This window comes from Streptomyces bottropensis ATCC 25435, assembly GCF_000383595.1.
In the GTDB taxonomy this organism is placed as follows: domain Bacteria; phylum Actinomycetota; class Actinomycetes; order Streptomycetales; family Streptomycetaceae; genus Streptomyces; species Streptomyces bottropensis.
This window is the reverse complement of the sequence record NZ_KB911581.1, coordinates 7,604,481-7,624,710: the sequence shown is the minus strand read 5'-3', so window position 1 is coordinate 7,624,710 and position 20,230 is coordinate 7,604,481. Positions and strand designations below refer to the sequence as shown.

At 72.3% G+C, this 20,230-nt stretch carries 24 protein-coding genes; 6 read left to right on the top strand and 18 right to left on the bottom strand.

The window, feature by feature from the left end; all coding sequences use genetic code 11:
* Positions 1-92 precede the first annotated feature (92 nt).
* On the top strand, positions 93-833 hold the full coding sequence (locus STRBO_RS0133785) for a Type 1 glutamine amidotransferase-like domain-containing protein (protein ID WP_005486449.1): 741 nt from the start codon (positions 93-95) through the stop codon (positions 831-833).
* 16 nt (positions 834-849) lie between these two features.
* On the opposite strand, the gene STRBO_RS0133780 is transcribed toward STRBO_RS0133785, so the two are convergent.
* The 9 genes from STRBO_RS0133780 to STRBO_RS0133740 form a co-directional block, all read right to left on the bottom strand.
* On the bottom strand, positions 850-1,746 hold the full coding sequence (locus STRBO_RS0133780) for an RNA polymerase sigma-70 factor (protein WP_005486447.1): 897 nt from the start codon (positions 1,744-1,746) through the stop codon (positions 850-852).
* Positions 1,743-2,954, bottom strand: a complete 1,212-nt coding sequence (locus STRBO_RS0133775) for an NAD(P)/FAD-dependent oxidoreductase (RefSeq protein ID WP_005486446.1) — start codon at positions 2,952-2,954, stop codon at positions 1,743-1,745. Before STRBO_RS0133775 ends, STRBO_RS0133780 begins: the two co-directional genes overlap by 4 nt.
* Positions 2,955-3,067: 113 nt before the next feature.
* Positions 3,068-4,012 (bottom strand): MHYT domain-containing protein, encoded by a 945-nt coding sequence (locus tag STRBO_RS0133770; protein ID WP_005486445.1) that lies wholly within the window; start codon positions 4,010-4,012, stop codon positions 3,068-3,070.
* 244 nt (positions 4,013-4,256) lie between these two features.
* The gene (locus tag STRBO_RS0133765; RefSeq protein ID WP_020115503.1) at positions 4,257-5,063 is read right to left on the bottom strand and encodes a sugar phosphate isomerase/epimerase family protein; all 807 of its coding nucleotides are present in this window, start codon (positions 5,061-5,063) and stop codon (positions 4,257-4,259) included.
* A gap of 211 nt (positions 5,064-5,274) precedes the next feature.
* Positions 5,275-6,810, bottom strand: a complete 1,536-nt coding sequence (locus STRBO_RS0133760) for an FAD-dependent oxidoreductase (protein WP_005486442.1) — start codon at positions 6,808-6,810, stop codon at positions 5,275-5,277.
* Between the two features lie 29 nt (positions 6,811-6,839).
* Positions 6,840-7,073, bottom strand: a complete 234-nt coding sequence (locus STRBO_RS0133755) for a CDGSH iron-sulfur domain-containing protein (RefSeq protein WP_005486440.1) — start codon at positions 7,071-7,073, stop codon at positions 6,840-6,842.
* The gene (locus tag STRBO_RS0133750) at positions 7,054-7,794 is read right to left on the bottom strand and encodes a methyltransferase (protein ID WP_020115502.1); all 741 of its coding nucleotides are present in this window, start codon (positions 7,792-7,794) and stop codon (positions 7,054-7,056) included. The genes STRBO_RS0133755 and STRBO_RS0133750 overlap by 20 nt, the downstream gene beginning before the upstream one ends.
* Positions 7,795-7,850: 56 nt before the next feature.
* The gene (locus tag STRBO_RS0133745; protein WP_005486437.1) at positions 7,851-8,846 is read right to left on the bottom strand and encodes an iron-containing redox enzyme family protein; all 996 of its coding nucleotides are present in this window, start codon (positions 8,844-8,846) and stop codon (positions 7,851-7,853) included.
* A 250-nt stretch (positions 8,847-9,096) separates the two neighbouring features.
* Entirely contained in the window at positions 9,097-9,294 is a 198-nt protein-coding gene (locus tag STRBO_RS0133740) for a CsbD family protein (RefSeq protein ID WP_005486435.1), read from the bottom strand.
* A 168-nt stretch (positions 9,295-9,462) separates the two neighbouring features.
* Between STRBO_RS0133740 and STRBO_RS0133735 the strand changes: the two genes are divergently transcribed.
* Positions 9,463-9,849 carry a hypothetical protein gene (locus STRBO_RS0133735; RefSeq protein WP_005486434.1) on the top strand — a complete coding sequence of 129 codons (387 nt, stop codon included), beginning with the start codon at positions 9,463-9,465 and terminating at the stop codon, positions 9,847-9,849.
* Between the two features lie 215 nt (positions 9,850-10,064).
* Here the strand turns inward: STRBO_RS0133735 and STRBO_RS0133730 are convergent, their stop codons facing one another.
* Positions 10,065-11,108, bottom strand: coding sequence for a LacI family DNA-binding transcriptional regulator (locus STRBO_RS0133730; RefSeq protein WP_020115500.1), 1,044 nt, complete (start codon positions 11,106-11,108; stop codon positions 10,065-10,067).
* A gap of 235 nt (positions 11,109-11,343) precedes the next feature.
* Between STRBO_RS0133730 and STRBO_RS0133725 the strand changes: the two genes are divergently transcribed.
* The 3 genes from STRBO_RS0133725 to STRBO_RS0133715 are packed head-to-tail and all read left to right on the top strand — an operon-like array spanning position 11,344 to position 14,494.
* The gene (locus STRBO_RS0133725) at positions 11,344-12,501 is read left to right on the top strand and encodes a Gfo/Idh/MocA family protein (protein ID WP_005486432.1); all 1,158 of its coding nucleotides are present in this window, start codon (positions 11,344-11,346) and stop codon (positions 12,499-12,501) included.
* Positions 12,498-13,658, top strand: coding sequence for a dihydrodipicolinate synthase family protein (locus STRBO_RS0133720; RefSeq protein WP_005486431.1), 1,161 nt, complete (start codon positions 12,498-12,500; stop codon positions 13,656-13,658). The genes STRBO_RS0133725 and STRBO_RS0133720 overlap by 4 nt, the downstream gene beginning before the upstream one ends.
* 38 nt (positions 13,659-13,696) lie before the next feature.
* On the top strand, positions 13,697-14,494 hold the full coding sequence (locus tag STRBO_RS0133715; protein ID WP_202500521.1) for a sugar phosphate isomerase/epimerase family protein: 798 nt from the start codon (positions 13,697-13,699) through the stop codon (positions 14,492-14,494).
* Between the two features lie 153 nt (positions 14,495-14,647).
* On the opposite strand, the gene STRBO_RS0133710 is transcribed toward STRBO_RS0133715, so the two are convergent.
* The 6 genes from STRBO_RS0133710 to STRBO_RS0133680 form a co-directional block, all read right to left on the bottom strand.
* Complete coding sequence (locus tag STRBO_RS0133710; protein WP_005486428.1) at positions 14,648-15,013, bottom strand: hypothetical protein; 366 nt, start codon at positions 15,011-15,013, stop codon at positions 14,648-14,650.
* A gap of 13 nt (positions 15,014-15,026) precedes the next feature.
* Positions 15,027-15,407 carry a hypothetical protein gene (locus STRBO_RS0133705; RefSeq protein WP_005486427.1) on the bottom strand — a complete coding sequence of 127 codons (381 nt, stop codon included), beginning with the start codon at positions 15,405-15,407 and terminating at the stop codon, positions 15,027-15,029.
* Between the two features lie 25 nt (positions 15,408-15,432).
* Positions 15,433-15,942, bottom strand: a complete 510-nt coding sequence (locus tag STRBO_RS0133700; protein ID WP_209442960.1) for an RICIN domain-containing protein — start codon at positions 15,940-15,942, stop codon at positions 15,433-15,435.
* Positions 15,943-16,079: 137 nt separating this feature from the next.
* A complete protein-coding gene (locus STRBO_RS0133690; protein WP_005486424.1) occupies positions 16,080-17,075 on the bottom strand; it encodes an AraC family transcriptional regulator in 996 nt (331 codons plus the stop codon).
* A 7-nt stretch (positions 17,076-17,082) separates the two neighbouring features.
* Positions 17,083-17,277 carry a DUF397 domain-containing protein gene (locus STRBO_RS0133685; RefSeq protein WP_005486423.1) on the bottom strand — a complete coding sequence of 65 codons (195 nt, stop codon included), beginning with the start codon at positions 17,275-17,277 and terminating at the stop codon, positions 17,083-17,085.
* Positions 17,274-18,128, bottom strand: a complete 855-nt coding sequence (locus STRBO_RS0133680; RefSeq protein ID WP_005486422.1) for a helix-turn-helix domain-containing protein — start codon at positions 18,126-18,128, stop codon at positions 17,274-17,276. Before STRBO_RS0133680 ends, STRBO_RS0133685 begins: the two co-directional genes overlap by 4 nt.
* A 157-nt stretch (positions 18,129-18,285) precedes the next feature.
* Here STRBO_RS0133680 and STRBO_RS0133675 point away from each other — a divergent pair, with 157 nt between their 5' ends.
* Positions 18,286-18,777, top strand: coding sequence for an ATP-binding protein (locus STRBO_RS0133675; RefSeq protein ID WP_005486421.1), 492 nt, complete (start codon positions 18,286-18,288; stop codon positions 18,775-18,777).
* Between the two features lies 1 nt (position 18,778).
* Here STRBO_RS0133675 and STRBO_RS0133670 read toward each other — a convergent pair whose 3' ends face one another.
* Both STRBO_RS0133670 and STRBO_RS0133665 read right to left on the bottom strand, forming a co-directional pair.
* Positions 18,779-19,330 (bottom strand): hypothetical protein, encoded by a 552-nt coding sequence (locus STRBO_RS0133670; RefSeq protein WP_005486420.1) that lies wholly within the window; start codon positions 19,328-19,330, stop codon positions 18,779-18,781.
* Positions 19,331-19,435: 105 nt separating this feature from the next.
* The gene (locus STRBO_RS0133665; protein WP_005486417.1) at positions 19,436-20,131 is read right to left on the bottom strand and encodes a hypothetical protein; all 696 of its coding nucleotides are present in this window, start codon (positions 20,129-20,131) and stop codon (positions 19,436-19,438) included.
* Between the last annotated feature and the right edge of the window lie 99 nt (positions 20,132-20,230).

The window sequence follows — 20,230 nt, the reverse complement described above, 5'->3', positions numbered from 1 at the left end:
AGGCGCGCGGGAACCGCGCGAGAAGCCCCACCGGGCGGGCAGCCGACCGTCCACCCCCCGGCCCGCCGGAGGCCTCCGTTAGCCTCCGGGTCATGACAGCCTCCGAGCCCACCATCGTCGCGACCTCGGGCGGCCACCGCCTCGGTGACCGCACCCGGGTCACCTTCCACTCCCTGGTGCACCACGCGGTGGAACTCTCGGGCGCGCACGGCCGGCGTCCGAGGGTGATGTACATCGGCACGGCGATCGGCGACGCCGAGCACATGACCGCCCGTATGAGCGAGGCCGCACGCGTGGCCGGCTTCGACCTGACACCCCTCGCGCTCTTCCCGATGCCCAACATCGAGGACATCGAGTCGGCCGTCCTCGAACAGGACGTCGTCTGGGTCATGGGCGGATCGGTCGCCAACCTGCTGGCCGTCTGGCGCGTCCACGGCCTCGACCGCGTCCTGCGCCGCGCCTGGGAGTCCGGCGTCGTCCTCAGCGGCGTCAGCGCCGGCTCCCTGTGCTGGTTCCGGGGCGGCACGACCGACTCCTTCGGCCCCCGACTCCGCCCCGTCACCGACGCGTTGGGCTACCTCCCCTACGGCAACGGTGTCCACTACGACAGCGACGAGGGCCGGCGCCCCCTGGTCCACGCCCTCGTCCGCGACGGCACCCTCCCGGAGACGCACTGCACGGACGACGGCGTCGGCCTCGTCTACCGGGGCACCCGACTGGTGGAGGCCGTCGCCGAACTCCCGGGCAAGGGGGCGTACATCGTGCGCCGGGAGGGTGGCACGGTGAGCGAGGAGCGGGTGGAGCCCCGGCTGTTGCCGGAGCCCCGCCGGTAGGGGCCGGCCGGAACGGTCACCGCAGGGTGAGGGGTGTCTCGGACTCGGCCCGGGACAGCTTCTCGGGGTTGCGGACGTAGTAGAGGCTGGTGATCCGGCCGTTCTCGACGTGGATCGCCACGATGCCGTCGAGTTCGCCGTCGAGGTGCACGGCGAGCGCGGGGGCGCCGTTGGCGACGGTGGGGACGACGCGGACCGGGAGGTCGTTCTTGCGCAGGCCGCCGAGCAGGAAGCGCGAGACCTTGTCGGCGCCGGTGATCGGCCGGACCGCGGCCTGCTTGATGCCGCCGCCGTCGCCGATCAGGACGACGTCGGGGGCGAGCACGTCGAGGAAGCCCTGCGGATCACCGGTCTCCAGTACGCGCCGGAACGAGTCCAGGGCCTTGCGGGTCTCGCCCACGGAGACCGCCTGGCGCGGCCGGCGGGCGTCCACGTGCTTGCGGGCACGGGAGGCGATCTGCCGGACCGCCGCCGGGCTCTTGTCGACGGCGGTGGCGATCTCGTCGTAGCCGAGGTCGAAGACCTCCCGCAGCACGAAGACCGCGCGCTCGGTCGGCGACAGCGTCTCCAGGACCAGCATCAGGGCCATCGACACACTCTCGGCGAGCAGCGCGTCCTCGGCGACGTCGGGCGTGGTGAGCAACGGCTCCGGCAGCCAGGGGCCGACGTACGCCTCCCTGCGGCGGCTCAGCGCGCGCAGCCGGTTGAGCGACTGCCGGGTGGTGATCCGCACCAGGTAGGCGCGCTGGTCGCGCACCTGCCCGAGGTCGACGTCGACCCACCGCAGCCAGGTCTCCTGGAGGACGTCCTCGGCGTCGGCCGCCGAGCCGAGCATCTCGTAGGCGACCGTGAAGAGCAGATTGCGGTGGGCGACGAACGCCTCGGTCGCCGGGTCGGTGATGGGCTCGCTCATGCCTCGATCTTCCTCCCGGCGGTCGCCGGGGCCTCACGGTGCGCCGACTCCAGCAGCCGGCGCCGCTTGCTGCCTCCCGAGACGCGGTGCAGGCCGTACGCACCGGGCTCGCGGGCCTCACCGCTCAGGTGCTTGATGATGCCCGTGCACACCAGCTCCTTGATCTTCGCGCCGGTGCGGCCGTCGATGTGGAACCACCGCGGTACGTCGTCGCGGTGGGCGAACTGGAAGATGCCCTCCCCACGGCCCAGGCTGATGCACTGCCCGGCGAACAGCTGGTTGAGGGGCGCGGGGCGCTCGCCCTCAATCCGGGCCAGCACCGTGTCGGCGGCCCGCGCGCCCAGCGGGATCGCGGCCTGGCAGCTCATCCGCAGCGGCAGGCCCGACGGCGCCGCGGAGTCGCCGGCCGCGACGATCCGCGGGTCGTCCACGCTGGTCAGCGTCTCGTCCGTGAGCAGCCGCCCCAGCGCGTCGGTGCTCAGCCCGCTGCGCGCGGCCAGGTCCGGCACGCCGAACCCGGCGGTCCAGACGGTCACCGCGCTCGGCACCTCGCGGCCGTCGCCGAGCCGGACGGCCGTGTCCGTCACCGCCGTCACCTTGGTGCCGGGGCCGTCGAGCACGGTCACCCCGAGGGCGGTCAGCCGCCGGGCCACCGCGCGCCGCCCCCGGCGGTGCAGGTACGGGCCGAGCACCCCGCCGCAGAGCAGGGTCACGGGGCGGCCCTGCTCCGCCAGTTCGGCGGCGGTCTCGATGCCGGTCGGGCCGGCGCCGACCACGGCCACCGGGGCCGCCTGGGCCGTGGCGTCGAGGACGGGGCGCAGCCGCCGCGCCTCCTCCAGGGAGGCGATCGGGTAGGCGAACTCGGCGGCTCCGGGCACGCCCGGGTCGGCGCTGCCGCTGCCCACCGCGTAGACCAGGTAGTCGTAGTCGACCGTGGCGCCGCTCGCCAGGGTCACTCCCCGCTCGGCCGTCTCGATCCGTGTCACGGTATCGACCACCAGCCGGACGCCCTCGGCCAGGACCTCCCGGTAGTCGACCACCGCGTCGTCGGACCCGCCGACCAGCTGGTGCAGACGGACCCGGTTGACGAAGTCCGGGCGCGGGTTGATCAGCGTCACGGTCACGTCGTCGCGTCGCGTGAGGCGGTTGGCCGCCATGACCCCGGCGTACCCGCCACCGATCACGACCACCGCGGTGTTCTTCGTCATGATGTCTCCTCCGCTTCCTGGGGATTCGACCTCTAGACACCGCAGGGGCGGCGGTTGTGACAGCCTGGCGCGGATTTCCCGGAAAAATCTTCGACGGGCCGCTCGGAGCGCTGTCACCACTGCTGGGCGCGGCCTCCCGCCTGCTGCTGGGGGTAGGGCTGGGGCTGGGGTCGCGGTCGGCGGGACCGAGGGTCGAAGAGGGAGCCGGCGGAGTCGTCGTCGGGGTGCTGGAGCGGGACGTCCGGGCGGTCGGCGCGCCGGGGCTCCCCCGGGGCGTGGGGCTCGCGCTCCCTGCCGCGGACGGCGGACCGGTCCCAGTCGCCCTCGCCGAGCACGAGCATCGGGTCGAACATCACGACCACCCCCGCGAGCAGCAGGAAGATGACCGGTCCGAGGAGCATGGGCAGCAGGATCGAGGTGGGCGACTCACCGGTGAACGTGCCGGGGGCCGTGCTGTGCAGGTGGACCCCCACCGCGGCCATCCCCGTGTAGTGCATCCCGGACACGGCGACCCCCATCACCAGGCTGGCGCCCAGGCTGGTCAGGAAGCCCCTGATCGACACGGCCGCCCAGAGCGCGGCGGTCGCGGCGGCGATGGCGATGCCGATGGAGAGGGCGACGACGGCGAGGTCGTAGCGGATGTAGCCGTTCAGCTGGATGGCCGCCATGCCCAGGTAGTGCATGGCGGCCACCCCGAGGCCCGTGACGGTTCCCGCCGAGCACAGGGAGGCCGTGCTGACCCCCCGGTAGCCCACGGCGAAGACCCCGATGCCGACGACGGTGACGGCCACGACGAGGCTGAGCACGGTCAGCCCGACGTCGTAGTGGATCTCGCTCTCCTTGACCCGGAAGCCGATCATCGCGATGAAGTGCATCGTCCAGATGCCGCAGCCGATCGACGCGGCCCCGAGGGCCAGCCAACCGGGCTTCCAGGACTGCTCGTTGTAGACCGACCTGACGACGCAGCGCAGACCGAGCGCCGCGCCGAGGCAGGCCATGACGTAGGCCGCCGCCGGGGTGACCGCGCCGTAGCTGAAACCGTCGACCGTGCCTTGCATATGCCGAATCCCCCCGGTACATGGCCAGTTGTGCCTGACACGCGCGGGAGGTAAGTCTGCTGTAAGGACGGGCCGCAGCGCTCCGTTTTCCAAGAGTTACTGTCGGTACTTGCTCGGTACTTGCTCGATCCTTGCTCGGCGCGTGATCGGCTCTGGGTGAGTCGATGCTGATTCGGGGGCGAAATCCGCGCCGAGCAGGGCCGGCGGGGGCATGGGCCTGACCTGCCAAGCTCAGGCCATGGCCTTACGCCGCGTCGTTGAGGAGCCGTCCGAGGTGTTCCCGGCCCGCCGCCAGCAGCTCCGGCAGCGGCGCGGCCTCCTCGTACCACCGCTTCTCGTACTCCCAGCAGAGCCACCCGTCCCAGTCCTTGCGGGAGAGCAGGTCGACGCACTCGCCGAGCGGGAGGACGCCCGCGCCGAGCGCGATCGGGGTGGTGTCGTCGGGGGAGGCGATGTCCTTGACCTGGACGTAGCCGAGGAAGGGGGAGAGGGCGGCGTAGGACTCGGCGGGCTGTTCGCCGCCGAGCCAGGTGTGCATCACGTCCCACAGCGAGCCCACGCTGCCGTGGCCGACCGGGCCGAGCACCCGGATCGCGTCGGCGCCGGTGCAGTGCGAGTCATGGGTCTCCAGCAGGACCCGTACGCCCCGGTCGGCCGCGTCCTCCGCCGCCGTGCCGAGCCGCCGCGCCGCGATCGCGTCGGCCTCGTCCGCGCTCTGCCCGCCGGCCAGGTCGGCGCCGGGGAAGACACGGACGAAGGGGGCGCCCAGGTCCCTCGCCAGGTCCAGGAGTCGGCGGATCTCGTCCAGTACGGGGCCGTCGTCGCCCGGCGCGGCGACGCGCGCGTACCCGGCGACCCCCAGGATCTCCACGCCCGCGGCCTTGAACGCGGCGGCCACCTCGGCGCGTTCGCCGGCCCCGATCCCCGGGTGCACCGGCTCCTCGGGATGGGCGCGCAACTCGACGCCGTGATAGCCGTGCGTGACGGCGAGCCGTACGACGTCGGCGATGGGGAGACCGGGGACACCGAGGGTGGAGAACGCGAGTTTCATGCCTTCGGACCGTACACGTCGGCCGGCGCGGTACGGCACCCCGCCGGGGTGTGGGGGACACGGGTCGGCCGCGCGCGCCGAGGAGCGCGGGGACCGCGGAACCCGGGCCACGCGCTCCTCGGCGCGCGCGACCCCCGCGTCGACTCCCGTATCGACCCCGGCATCGGCTCCCGTATCGACCCCAACATCGACCCTCGCATCGGCTCCCGCATCAGAGATCCCGCCCTTCCAGCGGCTTGGTCGCCGGTCCCTGCACGATCCGGCCCTCGACGTCGAAACGGGAGCCGTGGCAGGGGCACTCCCACATGCGTTCCGCGCGGTTGAAGCCGACCAGGCAGCCCATGTGGGTGCACCGGGCGGAGACGGCGTGCAGCGAGCCGTCCTCGTCCCGGTGGACCGCGCAGTGGCGGCCGCCGACGCGGATGATCGCGCCGTCCCCGGGGGCGATCGCGTCCACGGAGGCGCCCCCGGGCGGGCTGATCCGGTCGCCGACGAAGTGCCGGGCGACCTGGGCCTGGTGCTTGAGGAAGGCCGGCGCCTCCCGTACCGCGCTGAGCACCCGGCGCGGATCGTACAGATCGCTCCACGCGGACTTGTGCCCGGTGATCAGCTCGGCCAGCAGCCGCCCGGCCATGATGCCGCCGCTCATGCCCCAGCCGCCGAACCCGGTCGCCACCCACGTGTGCCGGCTGCCCGCGTGGAAGAGGCCGACGAGCGGCACGGAGTCGGTGGAGTCGTTGTCCTGCGTCGCCCAGCGGTGGGTGAAGTCCAGCGGCCCGAAGCGCTCGACCGCCCAGTCCGCGAGGAGTTCGAACCGTGCCTCGACGCCGGCCGTGCCCGGGGTGAAGTGCTCCCCGGTGACGATCAGCAGCCGCCGCCCGTCCCCGTACGGGGCGGTCCGCGCGGAGCGGGTGCGCTGCTCCTGGGTGATGTACATGCCGTGCGGGTCGGCGCCGGCCGGGGCCGGCGCGGCGAGCACGAGTTCGCGGCGGGGGGAGAGCCGGGTGAACAGCAGCGCCCGGTCGAAGACGGGGTAGTGCGTGGCGATCACGACGTCCTCGGCGGTCACCGTGAACCCCGCCTCGGTGGTCAGCCGGCACGGCGAGCCCTCCTTGAGCCGCACCACCCGCGTCCGCTCATGGACCGACGCGCCCTGCCGCACCAGATCCTCCACCAGCGCCAGCAGGTACTTACGGGGATGGAACTGGGCCTGGTCCGCCACCCGCACCGCCCCCGCGACCGGGAACGGCAGCCCCGTCTCCGTCACGAACTCGGCGGGCAGCCCGGCCTCCCGCGCCGCCTCCGCCTCGGCCCGCAGCTCCGTGACGCGCCCCTCGTCCTCGGCGTAGGTGTAGGCGGCCGCGTCCTCCCAGTCACAGTCGATGCCCAGCTCCTCCACCAGCGCGGCGGCATGCCGGACCGCCTCGTTCTGCGACCGCGCGTACAGCGCGGCCGCCTCGGCGCCCCGGGTCCGCCGCAGCCGGTCGTAGATCAGCGTGTGCAGCGCCGTCACCTTGGCCGTCGTGTGCCCCGTGACCCCCGCCGCGACCCGGTCCGCCTCCAGCAGCGCCACCCGCCGCCCCCGCCGCGCCAGCTCCCACGCGGCACTGATCCCCGCGATGCCCGCGCCCACCACCGCCACGTCGACGACCAGGTCCCCGTCGAGCGCCGGGTGCTCGCTCCCGTGCGGCGCGCTCTCGATCCAGTACGACCGCTGCTGGGGCCGTGTGTGCTCCTCGGGCTGCATGGCTTCGGGGTCCTTTCAGGAGGGGGCGGCTACGCGGGGCGGGAGTCGTCCGGCTCGGCCGGGTGCCGCTGGGCGCGGCGGCGGTGGCTGGTGTCGCACCACGGGTAGATCCGGCTGCGGCGACAGGTGCACAGGGCCACGCAGAAGCGGTCCGACGACACGGTCGTCCCGTCGTCCAGGGTGACCTCGACCGGCCCCTCGACCAGCAGCGGGCCGGGGCGTTGCAGGCAGACGCGGCGGCGTTCAGCGGGGACGTTCGGCACGGATGACCACCAGCTCTTCCTTCTCGTCGCCCCCGGCACCGCCCTCGGCCCCCAGCAGCCCGCGCCCGCGCAGCCAGTCGCTGCGCTCCCGCAGGACGGGGCCGAACGCGACCCTGCGGTGCTCCACGACATCGGTCCGCAGTCCGGCGGCCCCCAGCTGCGTCAGGGTCCGCTCCGCGTCGCTCAGCGCCGAGTGCACCAGCAGCAGCACCCCGCCGGGCCGCAGCAGCCCCGGTGAGTCCCGGCAGATCCGGTCCAGCACGAGCCGGCCGTCCCATCCGCCGTCCCAGGCCCGCGCCGCTCCCCGCGCGTGGCCGAGCCTGTCGGGCCTCGGCGCCGCGCCGGGACCCTGACCGGGCCCCCGCCGTCGCCTCGGCTCCGGGCCCGGTACGTACGGCGGGTTGGACAGGATGAGGTCGAAGGACCGCTCGGACATCGGGCCCAGCAGGTCGCCGTGGACGACCTTCAGCGGCAGCCGCGCCAGCACGGCGTTGACCCGGGCGTTGAGCACCGCCCGCCGGGAGATGTCGACGGCCGTGACGTCCGCGCCCCGCCGCGCCGCCGCCAGGGCGACGGCGCCCGTCCCCGTACCGACGTCCAGGACACGGGCCCCCGGGGCGAGAGGTTCACGCCCCAGGGCGTGGACCAGGAGTTCGGTGTCGTCCTGCGGGGCGTAGACGCCGGGCAGGGAGACGGGGAGGGAGAGAGGGAGGGGAATCACGGGAATGGGCCTCCAGGCAGGTGCGTCGAGGGGAGTGCGGACGGGGATCGGTGCCGTCAGACCGGTGTGCGCAGGGACGACCGGCCCTCCCGCCACGCTCCGAGGAGACGGTCGGCGAGGGCGTCCTCCAGATGGTTGGTGGCATCGACGCCGAAGGCCACGTCGGCGTCCAGCTGCGGCTCCTCCTCCAGCAGCCCGGCGACGACGTCCCGCCGGACGATCTGCTCGTGTACGGCGTCGGCCTCCACGTGTTCGTCGTAGAAGTGCTCGGCGGCGGGGCCGGCCCCGGTGCGCCGCATGGCACGGGCGAGCCGCCGGGAGCCGGGGGAGGAGGTGATCTCGACCGTCGCGAAGTGCCCGACCAGGGCGCCGCGCAGCGCGCGGTGCAGTCCGAAGAGGGACATCAGGTTCACCAGCGCGAGCGCCTCGGCACCGGCCGCGTCCACATAGCGGCCGTACGCCGGGTCGAGGTCGAGGTCGGTCATGAGGTCGGCGAACAGTCGCGCGTGCACCCGTTCGGCCCGCCCCCCGCCGAACTCGTCGAACTCCACCGCGGCCATCCCCGCCTTCGCCCGCCCCCACAGCCGGGGCAGCACCCAGGCGTGCGGGTCGGCCTCCTTCAGGTGGTACAGCGAGCGCTGCGCCGCGTACTCACGCACCTGCCACAGCTCGCCCTTGTCCTGGAGGAAGTCACCGACCCCGCCGCCGTCGTCGGCCGCCGGTTCCACGAGCAGGTCCTCCAGCGCCTCCTCGGCGCTCACGTGCCGGGACGCCCGATCGCGCAGCGACTCCAGGAACGGCCACTCCAGGGCCGCCCGGCAGCGCAGCAGTTCCGGGTCCCATTCGAGGTCGGCGTCGACGCCGGCGAAGCCCCGGTAGTGCAGCTCGTAACAGAGGTACAGGGCGAGCTGGAGATCCTCGCCGAAGGGGTCGGCCCCGGCGATCGTCCGAGTGTCGGGAGGGGTCCCCTCGCCACGCAGGAACCCCACGACCGCAGCCGAGATCGGCCCCCTGCTCTCCGGCAGCGCCGGTCCTGCCACCCGCGTCTCCATGGGCGCCGGGTACCCGTGATGTACGAGTTCTCACCTGTACGTCCCTGCTCACGGCGGTGCCGGGCGCCGAGGGCGGGAGGCGGCGTCCATGGCGACGGGGGCTCCCGTCAGGGGAGCCCCCGTGCTCGGCCGCCGCCGGGGCCCGGAGTCGGCGGGTCCGTGGGGACCGCACGCCGTTTCGGGGCCACCGGCCGCCGGCCGTACGCCTACGCGCGCCGCGCGGCCGCGGGGGCCGTCACGCTACGCGACCTCAGACGCCGTCGCGCTGCGCCGGGCGCCGCGTCTCCTGCGCACGATCCTGCACCTTGCCCTTCATCTTCTTGGCCTCACCGCGCACCTGCTGCATCTTGCCCTCGGCCTGCTGCTCGCGGTTGCCGGTGACCTTCCCGGACATCTCCTTGGCCTTGCCCTTGATCTTGTCCATGCTGCCCTTGTCCTTGGCGGCCATGGTTCCTCCTCCTCGGTGGTGGGGGTGAGGCGAATGCCTCTCCCGCCCAACGTAGGACGGACCGGTGACTGTCGCGCGCCGAAGCGTCACGGTGCGTGAGGGGCGGCCCGGGGGTCGGACCTCGGCCCACGCGTCGGACCCGTCCCGTCGCCGCGGGATCTGGCACCGTTGGTCGTCGCGGCCACGACCTCGGCACTCGCGGTGCGCGCGCACGGCCGGGAGAAAGGCGGCGGACGGCGCCTGCCGGACGCCGGTTCGTGCGCCCTGCTCGCGGTGCCGGCCGCTGCGATCGCCCTCGGCGCGTACGGGGTCGGCGTGATGTCGGGCTTCTACATCCTCGGCCCCGAGCAGATGTGCGCGGCCGCAGGCGCTCCCGGTGACCACGCGGTCACGCGCACGGCCCCGCCGGTCGGCGCGCGGTGCGTCACGGAGCAGGGCATCGGCACCGAACTGGTCCCCGACCGGGTGAACCCGACCGTCTACGGCGGCATCACCTTCGGCACGCTCGCCCTGGGAGCGGCCGTCTTCCGGGGCCGTCGCAGAACCCCGCACTGATCCGGCGCGCCACCGTCCCGCCTACAGCGGACCCCGGACCCGCCCGGCCGACCCCCGCCCCGGTCACGTCCCGCCCCGGTCAGGTCCCGCCCCGACCGGCCAACCCGGCTCGCCCCGGCCAGCCATCTCGGTCCCGCCCCGGCCGGCCAACCCGGACCCGCCCCGGTCACGTCCCGCCCCGCTCAGGACCCGGCCGCCCCCGCCCGGCCCGCCCCTCAGCCCTTCCGAGGCCCCCCACTGGACCCCCGCACCATCAACTCCCCCCGCACCGTGGCGATCCCCCCGGGCGGCGGCTCCTCGCGGCCCATGGCGATGCGGCCGGCCCGCGCCCCCGCCTCCGTCAACGGCAACCGCACCGTCGTCAGCGCGGGCACCGCGTCGATGCTGAAGGGGAGGTCGTCGAAGCCGGCCACAGAGACGTCGTCCGGGATCCGCAGACCGGAGTCGCGCAGGGCGGCGCACGCCCCCAGCGCGACCGTGTCGTTGGCCGCGACCACGGCCGTCAGCGACGGGTCGCGCCGCAGCAGCTCCAGCGTCGCCTCGTAGCCGGAGAGGCGGTCGTAGCGCCCGTACACCGTCCACCGGGGGTCGTCCTCGATGCCCGCGGCGGCCAGCGCCGCGCGATGGCCCTCCAGGCGGTGCCGGGTGGTCGTCCGCTCCTGCGGCCCGGCGATGTAGCCGAGCCGCCGGTGCCCCAGCCCGATCAGGTGCTCGGTGAGCCGCTGCCCGCCGCCCCGGTTGTCGAAGGTGATCGCGATGGCCTCCGGCGTCGGCGGCCGCCCGCACAGCACCACCCGCGTCCCGGCCTCCGACAGCTTCCGCAGCTTGTGGCCGACGGCGGACAGGTGCGCGGGATCCTCGATGGCCCCACCGGTCAGTACGACGGCGGCGGCGCGCTGGCGCTGCAACAGCGTGAGATACGTCAGCTCGCGCTCCGGGGAGCCGCCCGTATTGCACACCACACCGAGCCGCTCCCCACCCGCACGCCCGCCGGGTCCGCCGATCTCGGACTGGATGGCCGCGGCCATGATCCCGAAGAAGGGGTCGGCGATGTCGTTCACCAGGATGCCGACCAGGTCGGAGGTGGCTGCGGCGAGCGCGCTGGCGGGGCCGTTGAGGACGTAGTCCAGCTCGTCCACGGCCTTCAGCACCCGCTCGCGCGTGGTCGCGGCCACCGGGTAATTGCCGTTCAGCACCCGGGAGACGGTCGCGGGCGACACCTGCGCACGGGCCGCCACGTCCGCCAGGGTCACAGTCATCGTTGCTCGTCCTCCGGTGCGCGTGATGTTCGGGCTGTCGGGGAACCTTACGGCCGCGATCGCCGTTCGCCCCCTCGAACAACTCGACCCCCTCGCGGTCTTGTACAGACCACTGCCCAGAGGCTAGCTTCTAGTTGAATAGAAAGCGCTTGCTGTGACGCTCACCCTTTCGTCGGGCGTACGCGGCGCCGGACGCGTACGCAGACACGAACGCACACCAACGAAAGGACCGGCCGTGACACGCAGAACCGTACGGATCGCCATGAACGGCGTGACCGGACGCATGGGCTATCGCCAGCACCTCGTCCGCTCCATCCTCGCCCTCCGCGAGCAGGGCGGCCTGGACCTCGGTGACGGCACCGTCCTGTGGCCGGAGCCCATCCTCGTCGGCCGCCGCGAGCACGCCCTGAAGGCACTCGCCGAGCAGCACGGCCTGGACCCGGAGAACGTCTCCACGGACGTCGACGAGGTCCTCGCCGACCCGACCGTCGAGATCTACTTCGACGCCCAGGTCACCTCGGCCCGCGAGGAGGCGATCAAGAAGGCCATCGCCGCCGGCAAGCACATCTACACCGAGAAGCCGACCGCCACCGGCCTCGACGGCGCCCTGGAGCTGGCCCGCCTCGCGAACGCCGCCGGCATCAAGCACGGTGTCGTCCAGGACAAGCTGTTCCTGCCGGGCCTGCTGAAGCTCAAGCGCCTCATCGACGGCGGCTTCTTCGGCCGCATCCTCTCCATCCGGGGCGAGTTCGGCTACTGGGTCTTCGAGGGCGACTGGCAGGAGGCCCAGCGCCCCTCCTGGAACTACCGCGCGGAGGACGGCGGCGGCATCGTCGTCGACATGTTCCCGCACTGGGAGTACGTGCTGCACGAGCTGTTCGGCCGGGTGAAGTCCGTCCAGGCCCTCACCGCCACGCACATCCCGCAGCGCTGGGACGAGCAGGACAAGCCCTACGACGCCACCGCCGACGACGCCGCCTACGGCATCTTCGAGCTGGACGGCGGCGCGATCGCCCAGATCAACTCCTCCTGGGCCGTCCGCGTCAACCGCGACGAGCTGGTGGAGTTCCAGGTCGACGGCACCGAGGGCTCGGCGGTCGCCGGCCTGCGCAACTGCCGCGTCCAGCACCGCTCCGCCACCCCCAAGCCGGTGTGGAACCCCGACATCCCCGCCACCTACTCCTTCCGCGACCAGTGGCAGGAGGTGCCGGACAACGCCGAGTTCGACAACGGCTTCAAGGCGCAGTGGGAGCTGTTCTTCCGGCACGTCTACGCCGACGCGCCCTACCACTGGGACCTGCTGGCCGGCGCCCGTGGCGTCCAGCTCGCCGAACTGGGTCTGAAGTCCTCGGCCGAGGGCGTCCGTCTCGACGTGCCGGAGATCCAGCTGTGACGATCCGACTCCCGGACGGGAACCGCGCGTTCAAGGCCTACACCCCCCGTACCGAACCCCTGGTGGTGTCCCCCGGCACCCCCCTCACCTCCCGTACGGTCTTCTCGGCCGCGCACGTCGTCGCCGACCCGTACGCGGACGTGTCCCCGGACTCGCCCGCCGCCGTCGACTGGGACGCCACCCTCGCCTTCCGCCGCCACCTGTGGTCGCACGGCCTGGGCGTCGCCGAGGCGATGGACACCGCGCAGCGCGGCATGGGCCTCGACTGGGCGGGCGCGGCGGAGCTGATCCGCCGCAGCGCCGCCGAGGCCAAGGCCGTCGGCGGCCGGATCGCCTGCGGTGTGGGCACCGACCAGCTCACCGACCCGGCGGCGGCCTCCCTGCCGGAGATCCGCAAGGCGTACGAGGAGCAGCTGGCGCTCGTCGAGGAGTCGGGCGCCCAGGCGATCCTGATGGCCTCGCGCGCGCTGGCGGCGGCGGCCTCGGGCCCCGAGGACTACCTGGAGATCTACGGCCACCTGCTCCGCCAGGCCGGCGAGCCGGTCGTCCTGCACTGGCTCGGCCCCATGTTCGACCCGGCGCTGGACGGCTACTGGGGCTCGTCGGACCTCGACGCGGCCACGGAGACCTTCCTCGCCGTCATCGCCGCCCACCCCGACAAGGTCGACGGCATCAAGGTCTCCCTGCTGGACGCCCAGCGCGAGATCGACATCCGCCGCAGGCTCCCGCAGGGCGTCCGCTGCTACACGGGCGACGACTTCAACTACCCCGAGCTGATCGCGGGCGACGAGAAGGGCTTCAGCCACGCGCTGCTCGGCATCTTCGACCCGCTGGGCCCGCTGGCGGCGCAGGCGGTCCGCGTCCTGGACACGGGCGACGTGAAGGGCTTCCGGGACCTCCTGGACCCGACCGTCGAGTTGTCGAGGCACCTCTTCCAGACTCCCACCCGCTTCTACAAGACGGGCGTGGTGTTCCTGGCGTGGCTGGCCGGTCACCAGTCGCACTTCACGATGGTCGGCGGCCTGCAGTCGGCCCGTTCCCTGCCGCACTTCGCCCGCGCCTACGAACTGGCCGACGGCCTGGGCCTGTTCCCGGACCCGGCGCTCGCGGAGGCCCGGATGAAGAACCTGCTCTCCCTGTACGGAGTGGACCAGTGAGCACCGGAAGCGGACTTGAGCGCTTCAGCATCAACCAGATGACGGTCAAGCAGCTGTCGATGCCTGAACTGGTCGCCGGTTGCGTGGAGTTGGGCATCACGGGCGTGGGTCTGTGGCGGGAGCCGGTGGCGGAGCACGGCTTGGACGCCACGGCCAAGCTGGTCCGCGACGCGGGCCTCGCGGTCACGACCCTGTGCCGGGGCGGCTTCTTCACGGCGATCGACCCGACGGAGCGGGCGGCGGCCCTGGCCGACAACCGCCGGGCGATCGACGAGGCGGCGACCCTGGGCACGGACACTCTCGTCCTGGTCTCGGGCGGCCTCCCGGCGGGCTCGAAGGACCTGCACGGCGCGCGGGAGCGCATCGCGGACGCGCTGGCCGAACTGGGCCCGTACGCGGCGGAGCACGGGGTGAGGTTGGCCATCGAGCCCCTGCACCCCATGTTCGCCTCGGACCGCTGTGTGGTGTCGACGCTCTCCCAGGCCCTGGACATCGCGGAACGCTTCCCGGCGGACCAGGTGGGCGTGACCGTGGACACCTACCACATCTGGTGGGACGACACGGCCCCGGCGGCGATCGCCCGCGCGGGCGCCTCCGGCCGCATCCACACCTTCCAGCTCGCCGACTGGATCACGCCGTTGCCTCACGGCGTCCTGACCGGCCGGGGCCAGATCGGCGACGGCTCGATCGACATGCGCGAGTGGAAGTCCTCCGTCGAGGCGGCCGGCTACACCGGCCCGATCGAGGTGGAGCTGTTCAACGACGACCTGTGGGCCGGCGACGGCCGTGAGCTGCTCGCGCAGACGGCCCGGCGTTTCGTGGAGCACGCGGCTTGACACGGGTGCCGTCCGGTTCTTAGGGCGCGGTGGTGTCCCGGGAACCGGACGGCGTCGTGCGGGCGGGGGGAGGGGCCCGCCGCCCGGGTCAGACCTGGCGGACCTCGACCTGCTTGAGAACGTTCTGTCGCGGACACGGGACGGCTCGGCGGCTCACCGCAGGGGGATCACGACGGCCATGCTCACCGCGAAGCCGAGGAGGAAGACCGCGTAGTGCCTGGCCTTCAGCTTCTCCACGGGGCGGCCCAGACGGACCAGCTCGTCCTGGCGCTTGGACCAGCCGGCGAAGGCGAAGTGCATGAGGGTGAAGTTGATCGCGACGGCGATGAACACCAGCAGGGCCATGCGGGGCTCCCCGTCCTCGTCCTCGGGCAGCCCCCGCAGGGCCGCGTAGGCCGCCACGGCCAGGACGAGCAGGACCGCCTCCCACTTGCCCCTGCGCGTACTGGGGAACAGGGACGCGAACACCACCGCCAGGGCGACGGCGGCCACGGCGGCGGTGATCCACAGAGTCCCCAAGTTTCGTATCTCCCTACAGAAAGCGGGCCATGAGCGCCACGGTCGCGGTGAAGGTGAGGAAGAAGACCGCAGTCTGCCAGGTGGTCAGTCTCTCCCACGGTTGGCCCGAACGCGCCCGCTCCTGCTGCCGCCTGATGTGACCGGCGAAGACGACGCGCATGAGCGCCAGGCCGAGCGCGACGGCGGTGAACAGCGTCAGGGATACGGGATCCCCGTCGGCCTCCTCGGACGGAGCGTCCAGCCCCACGTAGACGGCCGCCGCCAGGACGGGCAGGACGGCCTTCCACCAGTCCTTCCTCGCGGGCATCAGCGACGCCGACGCCGTGGCCAGGGCGACCCCGGCCACCGCGGCGGCGATCCACCACTCGGTACGGGAGAAGTGAGAGGTGATCACGGGCTTGCCTCGTGGAGTACCCGCGTCAGGCCGACGGGTCGATCACGACGACCCCGTGCCCGATCCACCGCTGCTCGCTGTCGAGCGTGCAGCGCCACACGATCAGCTCCGTGTTGTTCGCCGTGCTGGCGTGGGGGACGGCGAGGCAGTAGCCGCTGCTGACGTTGCGCAGCCGATCGGCGGAGTCCCAGACCCAGGTCTGCTGTTCGCTGCCGCTGCACGGCCGCTGGATGGCGGCGGCCCCCTGCGTCTCGGCCGCGATGGAGAGACACTGCTTACTGTTGTAGTTGCTGAGGCGAACGCGGTCCCCGTTCCCGCCCGACACCCTCAGGGCGTACCAGATCTGGTCGTGGTTGGCGGTGCACTCCCACTGGACCACGGCCCTGCCGCTGACCTCGCTGCTGCCGGGAACCGCCAGACACTTTCCGGAGTTGCCGTTCGTGATCTTCATGTTCTCGTTGATGGCACTGGCCGTCGACGACGAGAACAGTACGGACGTGGCAGCGAGGGCGAACCCCGCGGCGCCGATCGTCATCTTGCGCGTCCTGGACATGATTGAGCAGTGACTCGCTTTCCTGGTCAGGGAGTTGCGCGGAAACCCGCTTGATCAGGATGCGCGTCGTGCCAGGTGCTGTCGTTGTTCTGGAGTCCACGAATGCGTTGCCGACGCGTCTACCTCGCCTCCCCCACGGCCCCCGCCCGCACACGGAACTCGGTCGGCGACACCCCGTACGCCCCCCGGAACGCCCGCGTGAAGTCGGAGGCGCGGACCATCCCCCAGCGGGCGGCGATGGTGTGGACGGGCGTGGAGCTGAGGTTGGGGTCCGCCAGGTCGCGGCGGGCGCCTTCGAGGCGCTGGGCGCGGATCCAGGCCGCGACCGTCTCGCCGGGGGCGTCCTGCTGGAACAGCCGGTGCAGATAGCTCAGCGAGATGTGGTGCGCTGCGGCTATCACCGGCGGCGTCAGCTCCGGATCGTGCAGGTTCTGCCGGATGAACGCCCGTATCCGGGCCGTCAGGGCCCGTTGGCGCGTCTCCGGCGGCAGCGCCTCCTCCGCCTCCAGCACCTGGGCGAACCAGGCGGCCAGCAGGTCGACCAGGACGGTGCCCAGGCGGGGCGCGTCGGCCGGCTGGAGAGTCTCGGACTGCTGCTCCAGACCGGTGAGGAACCCGGTCAGCAGCGCGCCCACCCCCTCCCTCGCCGCCAGCCGCCGCCCCAGCAACGGCTGGACACGGGCAGGCGGCAGAGGCAGCAGCGCCTTGGGGAAGTCCAGGCCCACACCCCAGATCACCTGACGGCCCAGGCCGGCCGACACGTGCACTTCGTACGGCCTCGACGTGTCACTCAGCCACAGGTCGCTCGGACCGTACGCCTCGGTCCGCCCCACATGCTCGAACCCCAGCCCGCCGCCGAGCACCAGCGACAGGTGGTACATCTCCGGGTCGGACTGCCGCACCAGTTTCTCGGTACGCCGAAACCCGGTCACCAGATGCGCCGTCGGCCACACCATCACCGGTCCCAGCTCCATCAGCCGTTGCCGGGCCCAGAAGTCGTCGGCGAACTCGCAGCTCATGTGGCTGGGCGCGATCGCCTGGTGCATCAACTCGCCCCAGTAGTCGAACCGGTGCTCCTTGGGCACGTCGTCGCTCCGGAACACCGTTCCGATCATGCTGGGGTCACTCCTGAGCGGCGTACGGGACGAACTCGGCCCAGGCGGCGGGGGAGAGGGTGAGGAGGGGGCCGGTGGGGTTCTTGGAGTCGCGGATGTGGATGGTGTGGGGGAGGGGCGCGGCTACGGCTACTTCGACGCAGTCGCCGTCGCCGCTGCTGCTGTAGCTCGACTTGAACCAAGCCAGGTCGTTGGCGCTCATAGGTCCCCTCGCATCCGCTGCAACAGGCTCACAGAGTCCGGGATGGTGAGAGCCTGTGAACGCATCCTGGCATATCGGCTCTGGAGGACGCTGATCTCTTTCGCGTCGGAAACGAGTAGGCCACCGCGCTGTCCCTCACAGTAGGCGAACCAGCGGTTTTCGGGGGTTTCGAGTAGCTGGATGGGTCCCGCCAGCCCGGCGTGTGACTCTTGCACCAGGGGCATGACCTGGATTTCGACGTTGCGCAACTTGACGATCTCCAGCAGGTGGTCGACGAGTTCACGCGTGACTCCGACGCCGCCTGTATGCCGTAGGAACAGCTGCTCCTCCAGAATAAAGCTGAACGCTGTGTTGGGCCGTTCCCGAAGCAGACGTTGTCGCTCCGCCCGAGCCGCCCAGTGCTCCTCGATCTGGGCGTCGTCCAGCAGGGGCAGCCGGTCGTTGAACAGTGCCCTTGCGTAAGCCTCCGTCTGCAACAAGCCCGGAATCATGCGGCACTCGTACGTATAGAGAGTGATCGCCGCCGCCTCCAACCCCGCCCATTTCCTGAACCAAGCCGCCAACCCCGGCTGCCTCCCCAGATGCTGAGCCGCGCGGACCAGCGCCCCGGTGTTCCCCAGTGCCCGGTCCACCCCCTCCACGAACGCCGCATCCGGCATCCGCCTCCCCAGCTCCACCGACGCCACCATGTGCTTGGAGTAGCCGATGCCGTCGGCCAGCTCCTCCCGGCTCAGCCCCGCGTGCTCCCGCAACGCCTGGACCATCGCCCCGAACGTCCGCAGACTGTCGGACGCCTCCGGTTCCCCGCCGCCCATCCCCGTCGCCGCCATGCCGCCACTGTCGGCCACCATGGGCCACCTCCCGCGCACCCGCCCGCCGAACCACACCGTTCAACACCCATGGTCACGTCACGTCACCAGTACCGTCCAGTGAGTAACCGCGTACGCTGCCCCGGCGTACGCGGCGCGAAGCTGGCGAACCGGGCTTCCCGCAGGCCACATTGGCGTCATGACCGCACCGCCCGCCGCGCGACACACGCTGACGGCACCGACGTTCACGCAGCGCTTCAGCTCGACACCGCTGGGCGCCCGCCTGGCGAGACACCTGGCACTGAACGAGCTGCACGCGTGGGGCATCCGGTACGGCTCGGACGCCTCCGACCGGGCGGCGGCGGTCGTGGCCGAGCTGACGGCCAACGCGGTGACCCACGGCCGCGTCCCGGGCCGGGACTTCGAACTGCGCCTCTCCCTGCCCACCGGCTCCCTCCGCATCGAGGTCACCGACACCCGCGCCGAACGCCTGCCGCCCGGCCCCGGCGCCGTACCCCCGGCCCACCCCCTCGCCGACTCGGGGCGCGGCCTGTCCCTCGTGGACGCCCTGGCCGACCGCTGGGAGGTCGTGGACCGCGACCCGCCCGGCAAGACGGTCCTGGCCGAGATCGACCTGCCGCAGTGGCTCTCCCTGGCCAAGCGCCTGTCGGCGCGGGGGACCCAGGGCTGACCTAAGAGGCGCAACTGCCGGGCAGATAGCTGTAGCCGTCGAGGAAGAGGAGAGGTCCCAGCACGGGGTCCTGGACCACTTCCCAGGAGGATACGAAGGGCGACTCACCCGGCATGTGGAAGGTCATGGACCGGGCGTCGCTGACGACGACACCCGAGAAACCCGCGTCGCCCCTGCTCGCCCTGAACTCCCCGGTGCTGGCGAACTCGTACGTCCAGTGTCCTTCGGCGTTGCTGCCGCCGCACCAGACACCGACGACGCTGCCGGGGACCGACGCCTCGACGAGCGCGCTGCTTTCAGTCGGCTCGTCGGTGGCTTCTTCGGTGACCTCCTCGGTGGGTTCTTCCGTCGGCTCCTTTGTGGCTTCCTCCGTGACCTCCTCGGTCGGTTCCTCCGTGGGTTCCTCGGTCAGTACCTCCGTGTGGTCGTAGGTCGTGCCACCGGTGTCGTTCGGCGACGGGCCCGGCCCACAGGCGCTCGTGGTCAGCAGCGCGGCTATGAGAATCGCCGAACACGCGGCGCCGCGGCGGACGGCATTAGTGATGGACAGCATGCGGAAGCTCCTGATGTGCGAGGGGGGAGAGTGCTGGGGGTTCCGATGGCGCGTAGCGCCCGCGGCGGGCGGCTCACCGGCCGGTGAGCCGCCCGCCGGGCCGGGTCAGCGGACGATCGTGCTGCGCCCCCACGCCAGTCCGAGGAAGGTGACCAGCATCCATACCGGTCCGACGACGCCCTGGAAGCCGGGAAGGCCGGTGATGCCCGCGAACAGGACGACCGCCAGTACGGGCAGGACGCTGAACCAGCCGATCCACCGTGAGATCGTGCGCTCACGCAACGCCATCCAGGCCACCGCCCCCGCCGCGACCACGACGCCGAGCCAGCCGATGTACCCGCCGAAGTCGTTGAGCATGAAGTAGACGAACAACCCGTCCTCACCGAAGGACCGCTCATCCATTCCGCCTGGCAGATAGATCGCCAGGGCGCCCTTCCATCCGTAGCCGTAGGTCAGTCCCGCGGCCGAGGCCGTCAGGGCGCCGCTGACCACGTAGGCGGCGGTGCTGGAAGGTACCCGCGGCTCGACCTGACGCCGCCATGCCGCGGCCAGCACGAGCAGCAGAGCGACCGTCAGAAACCCGGCGACGAGACCGAGATGCGCCGTGGAGCGCACCACGTCGTCGAGGATCGACGCCTCGACGGGTGTCCGTTCGACCGTGCCGGCCCGGACATCCGCCAGGAGCGTGGCGACTCCTCCGCACACGCCCGCCGCGCCCCCGTACAGGGGCCACTTCGCCCTTCCTTCGCCGTCCTGTCGCGCCATGCGCCCTGGGCGGGCATCCGGATCGATGGTGGTCATCCGCGTCAACTCCTCGTGCGTTCCGGTCCTTTACCGCCCCGACTGTCGCGGCGTACGTGTCCCGCCGCCCAGGGACACCGGTCCCGGACGGCCGGGACG

Excerpts from the sequence above, each read along its gene's own strand:
- STRBO_RS0133770 (WP_005486445.1), bottom strand. The coding sequence starts at position 4,012 with ATGCAAGGCACGGTCGACGGTTTCAGCTACGGCGCGGTCACCCCGGCG.
- STRBO_RS0133715 (WP_202500521.1), top strand. The coding sequence starts at position 13,697 with ATGACGGTCAAGCAGCTGTCGATGCCTGAACTGGTCGCCGGTTGCGTG.
- STRBO_RS0133685 (WP_005486423.1), bottom strand. The coding sequence starts at position 17,277 with ATGAGCGCCAACGACCTGGCTTGGTTCAAGTCGAGCTACAGCAGCAGC.
- STRBO_RS0133690 (WP_005486424.1), bottom strand. The coding sequence starts at position 17,075 with ATGATCGGAACGGTGTTCCGGAGCGACGACGTGCCCAAGGAGCACCGG.
- STRBO_RS0133665 (WP_005486417.1), bottom strand. The coding sequence starts at position 20,131 with ATGACCACCATCGATCCGGATGCCCGCCCAGGGCGCATGGCGCGACAG.
- STRBO_RS0133740 (WP_005486435.1), bottom strand. The coding sequence starts at position 9,294 with ATGGCCGCCAAGGACAAGGGCAGCATGGACAAGATCAAGGGCAAGGCC.
- STRBO_RS0133675 (WP_005486421.1), top strand. The coding sequence starts at position 18,286 with ATGACCGCACCGCCCGCCGCGCGACACACGCTGACGGCACCGACGTTC.
- STRBO_RS0133785 (WP_005486449.1), top strand. The coding sequence starts at position 93 with ATGACAGCCTCCGAGCCCACCATCGTCGCGACCTCGGGCGGCCACCGC.
- STRBO_RS0133680 (WP_005486422.1), bottom strand. The coding sequence starts at position 18,128 with ATGGTGGCCGACAGTGGCGGCATGGCGGCGACGGGGATGGGCGGCGGG.
- STRBO_RS0133765 (WP_020115503.1), bottom strand. The coding sequence starts at position 5,063 with ATGAAACTCGCGTTCTCCACCCTCGGTGTCCCCGGTCTCCCCATCGCC.
- STRBO_RS0133775 (WP_005486446.1), bottom strand. The coding sequence starts at position 2,954 with ATGACGAAGAACACCGCGGTGGTCGTGATCGGTGGCGGGTACGCCGGG.
- STRBO_RS0133780 (WP_005486447.1), bottom strand. The coding sequence starts at position 1,746 with ATGAGCGAGCCCATCACCGACCCGGCGACCGAGGCGTTCGTCGCCCAC.
- STRBO_RS0133745 (WP_005486437.1), bottom strand. The coding sequence starts at position 8,846 with ATGGAGACGCGGGTGGCAGGACCGGCGCTGCCGGAGAGCAGGGGGCCG.
- STRBO_RS0133670 (WP_005486420.1), bottom strand. The coding sequence starts at position 19,330 with ATGCTGTCCATCACTAATGCCGTCCGCCGCGGCGCCGCGTGTTCGGCG.
- STRBO_RS0133700 (WP_209442960.1), bottom strand. The coding sequence starts at position 15,942 with ATGACGATCGGCGCCGCGGGGTTCGCCCTCGCTGCCACGTCCGTACTG.
- STRBO_RS0133730 (WP_020115500.1), bottom strand. The coding sequence starts at position 11,108 with ATGACTGTGACCCTGGCGGACGTGGCGGCCCGTGCGCAGGTGTCGCCC.
- STRBO_RS0133760 (WP_005486442.1), bottom strand. The coding sequence starts at position 6,810 with ATGCAGCCCGAGGAGCACACACGGCCCCAGCAGCGGTCGTACTGGATC.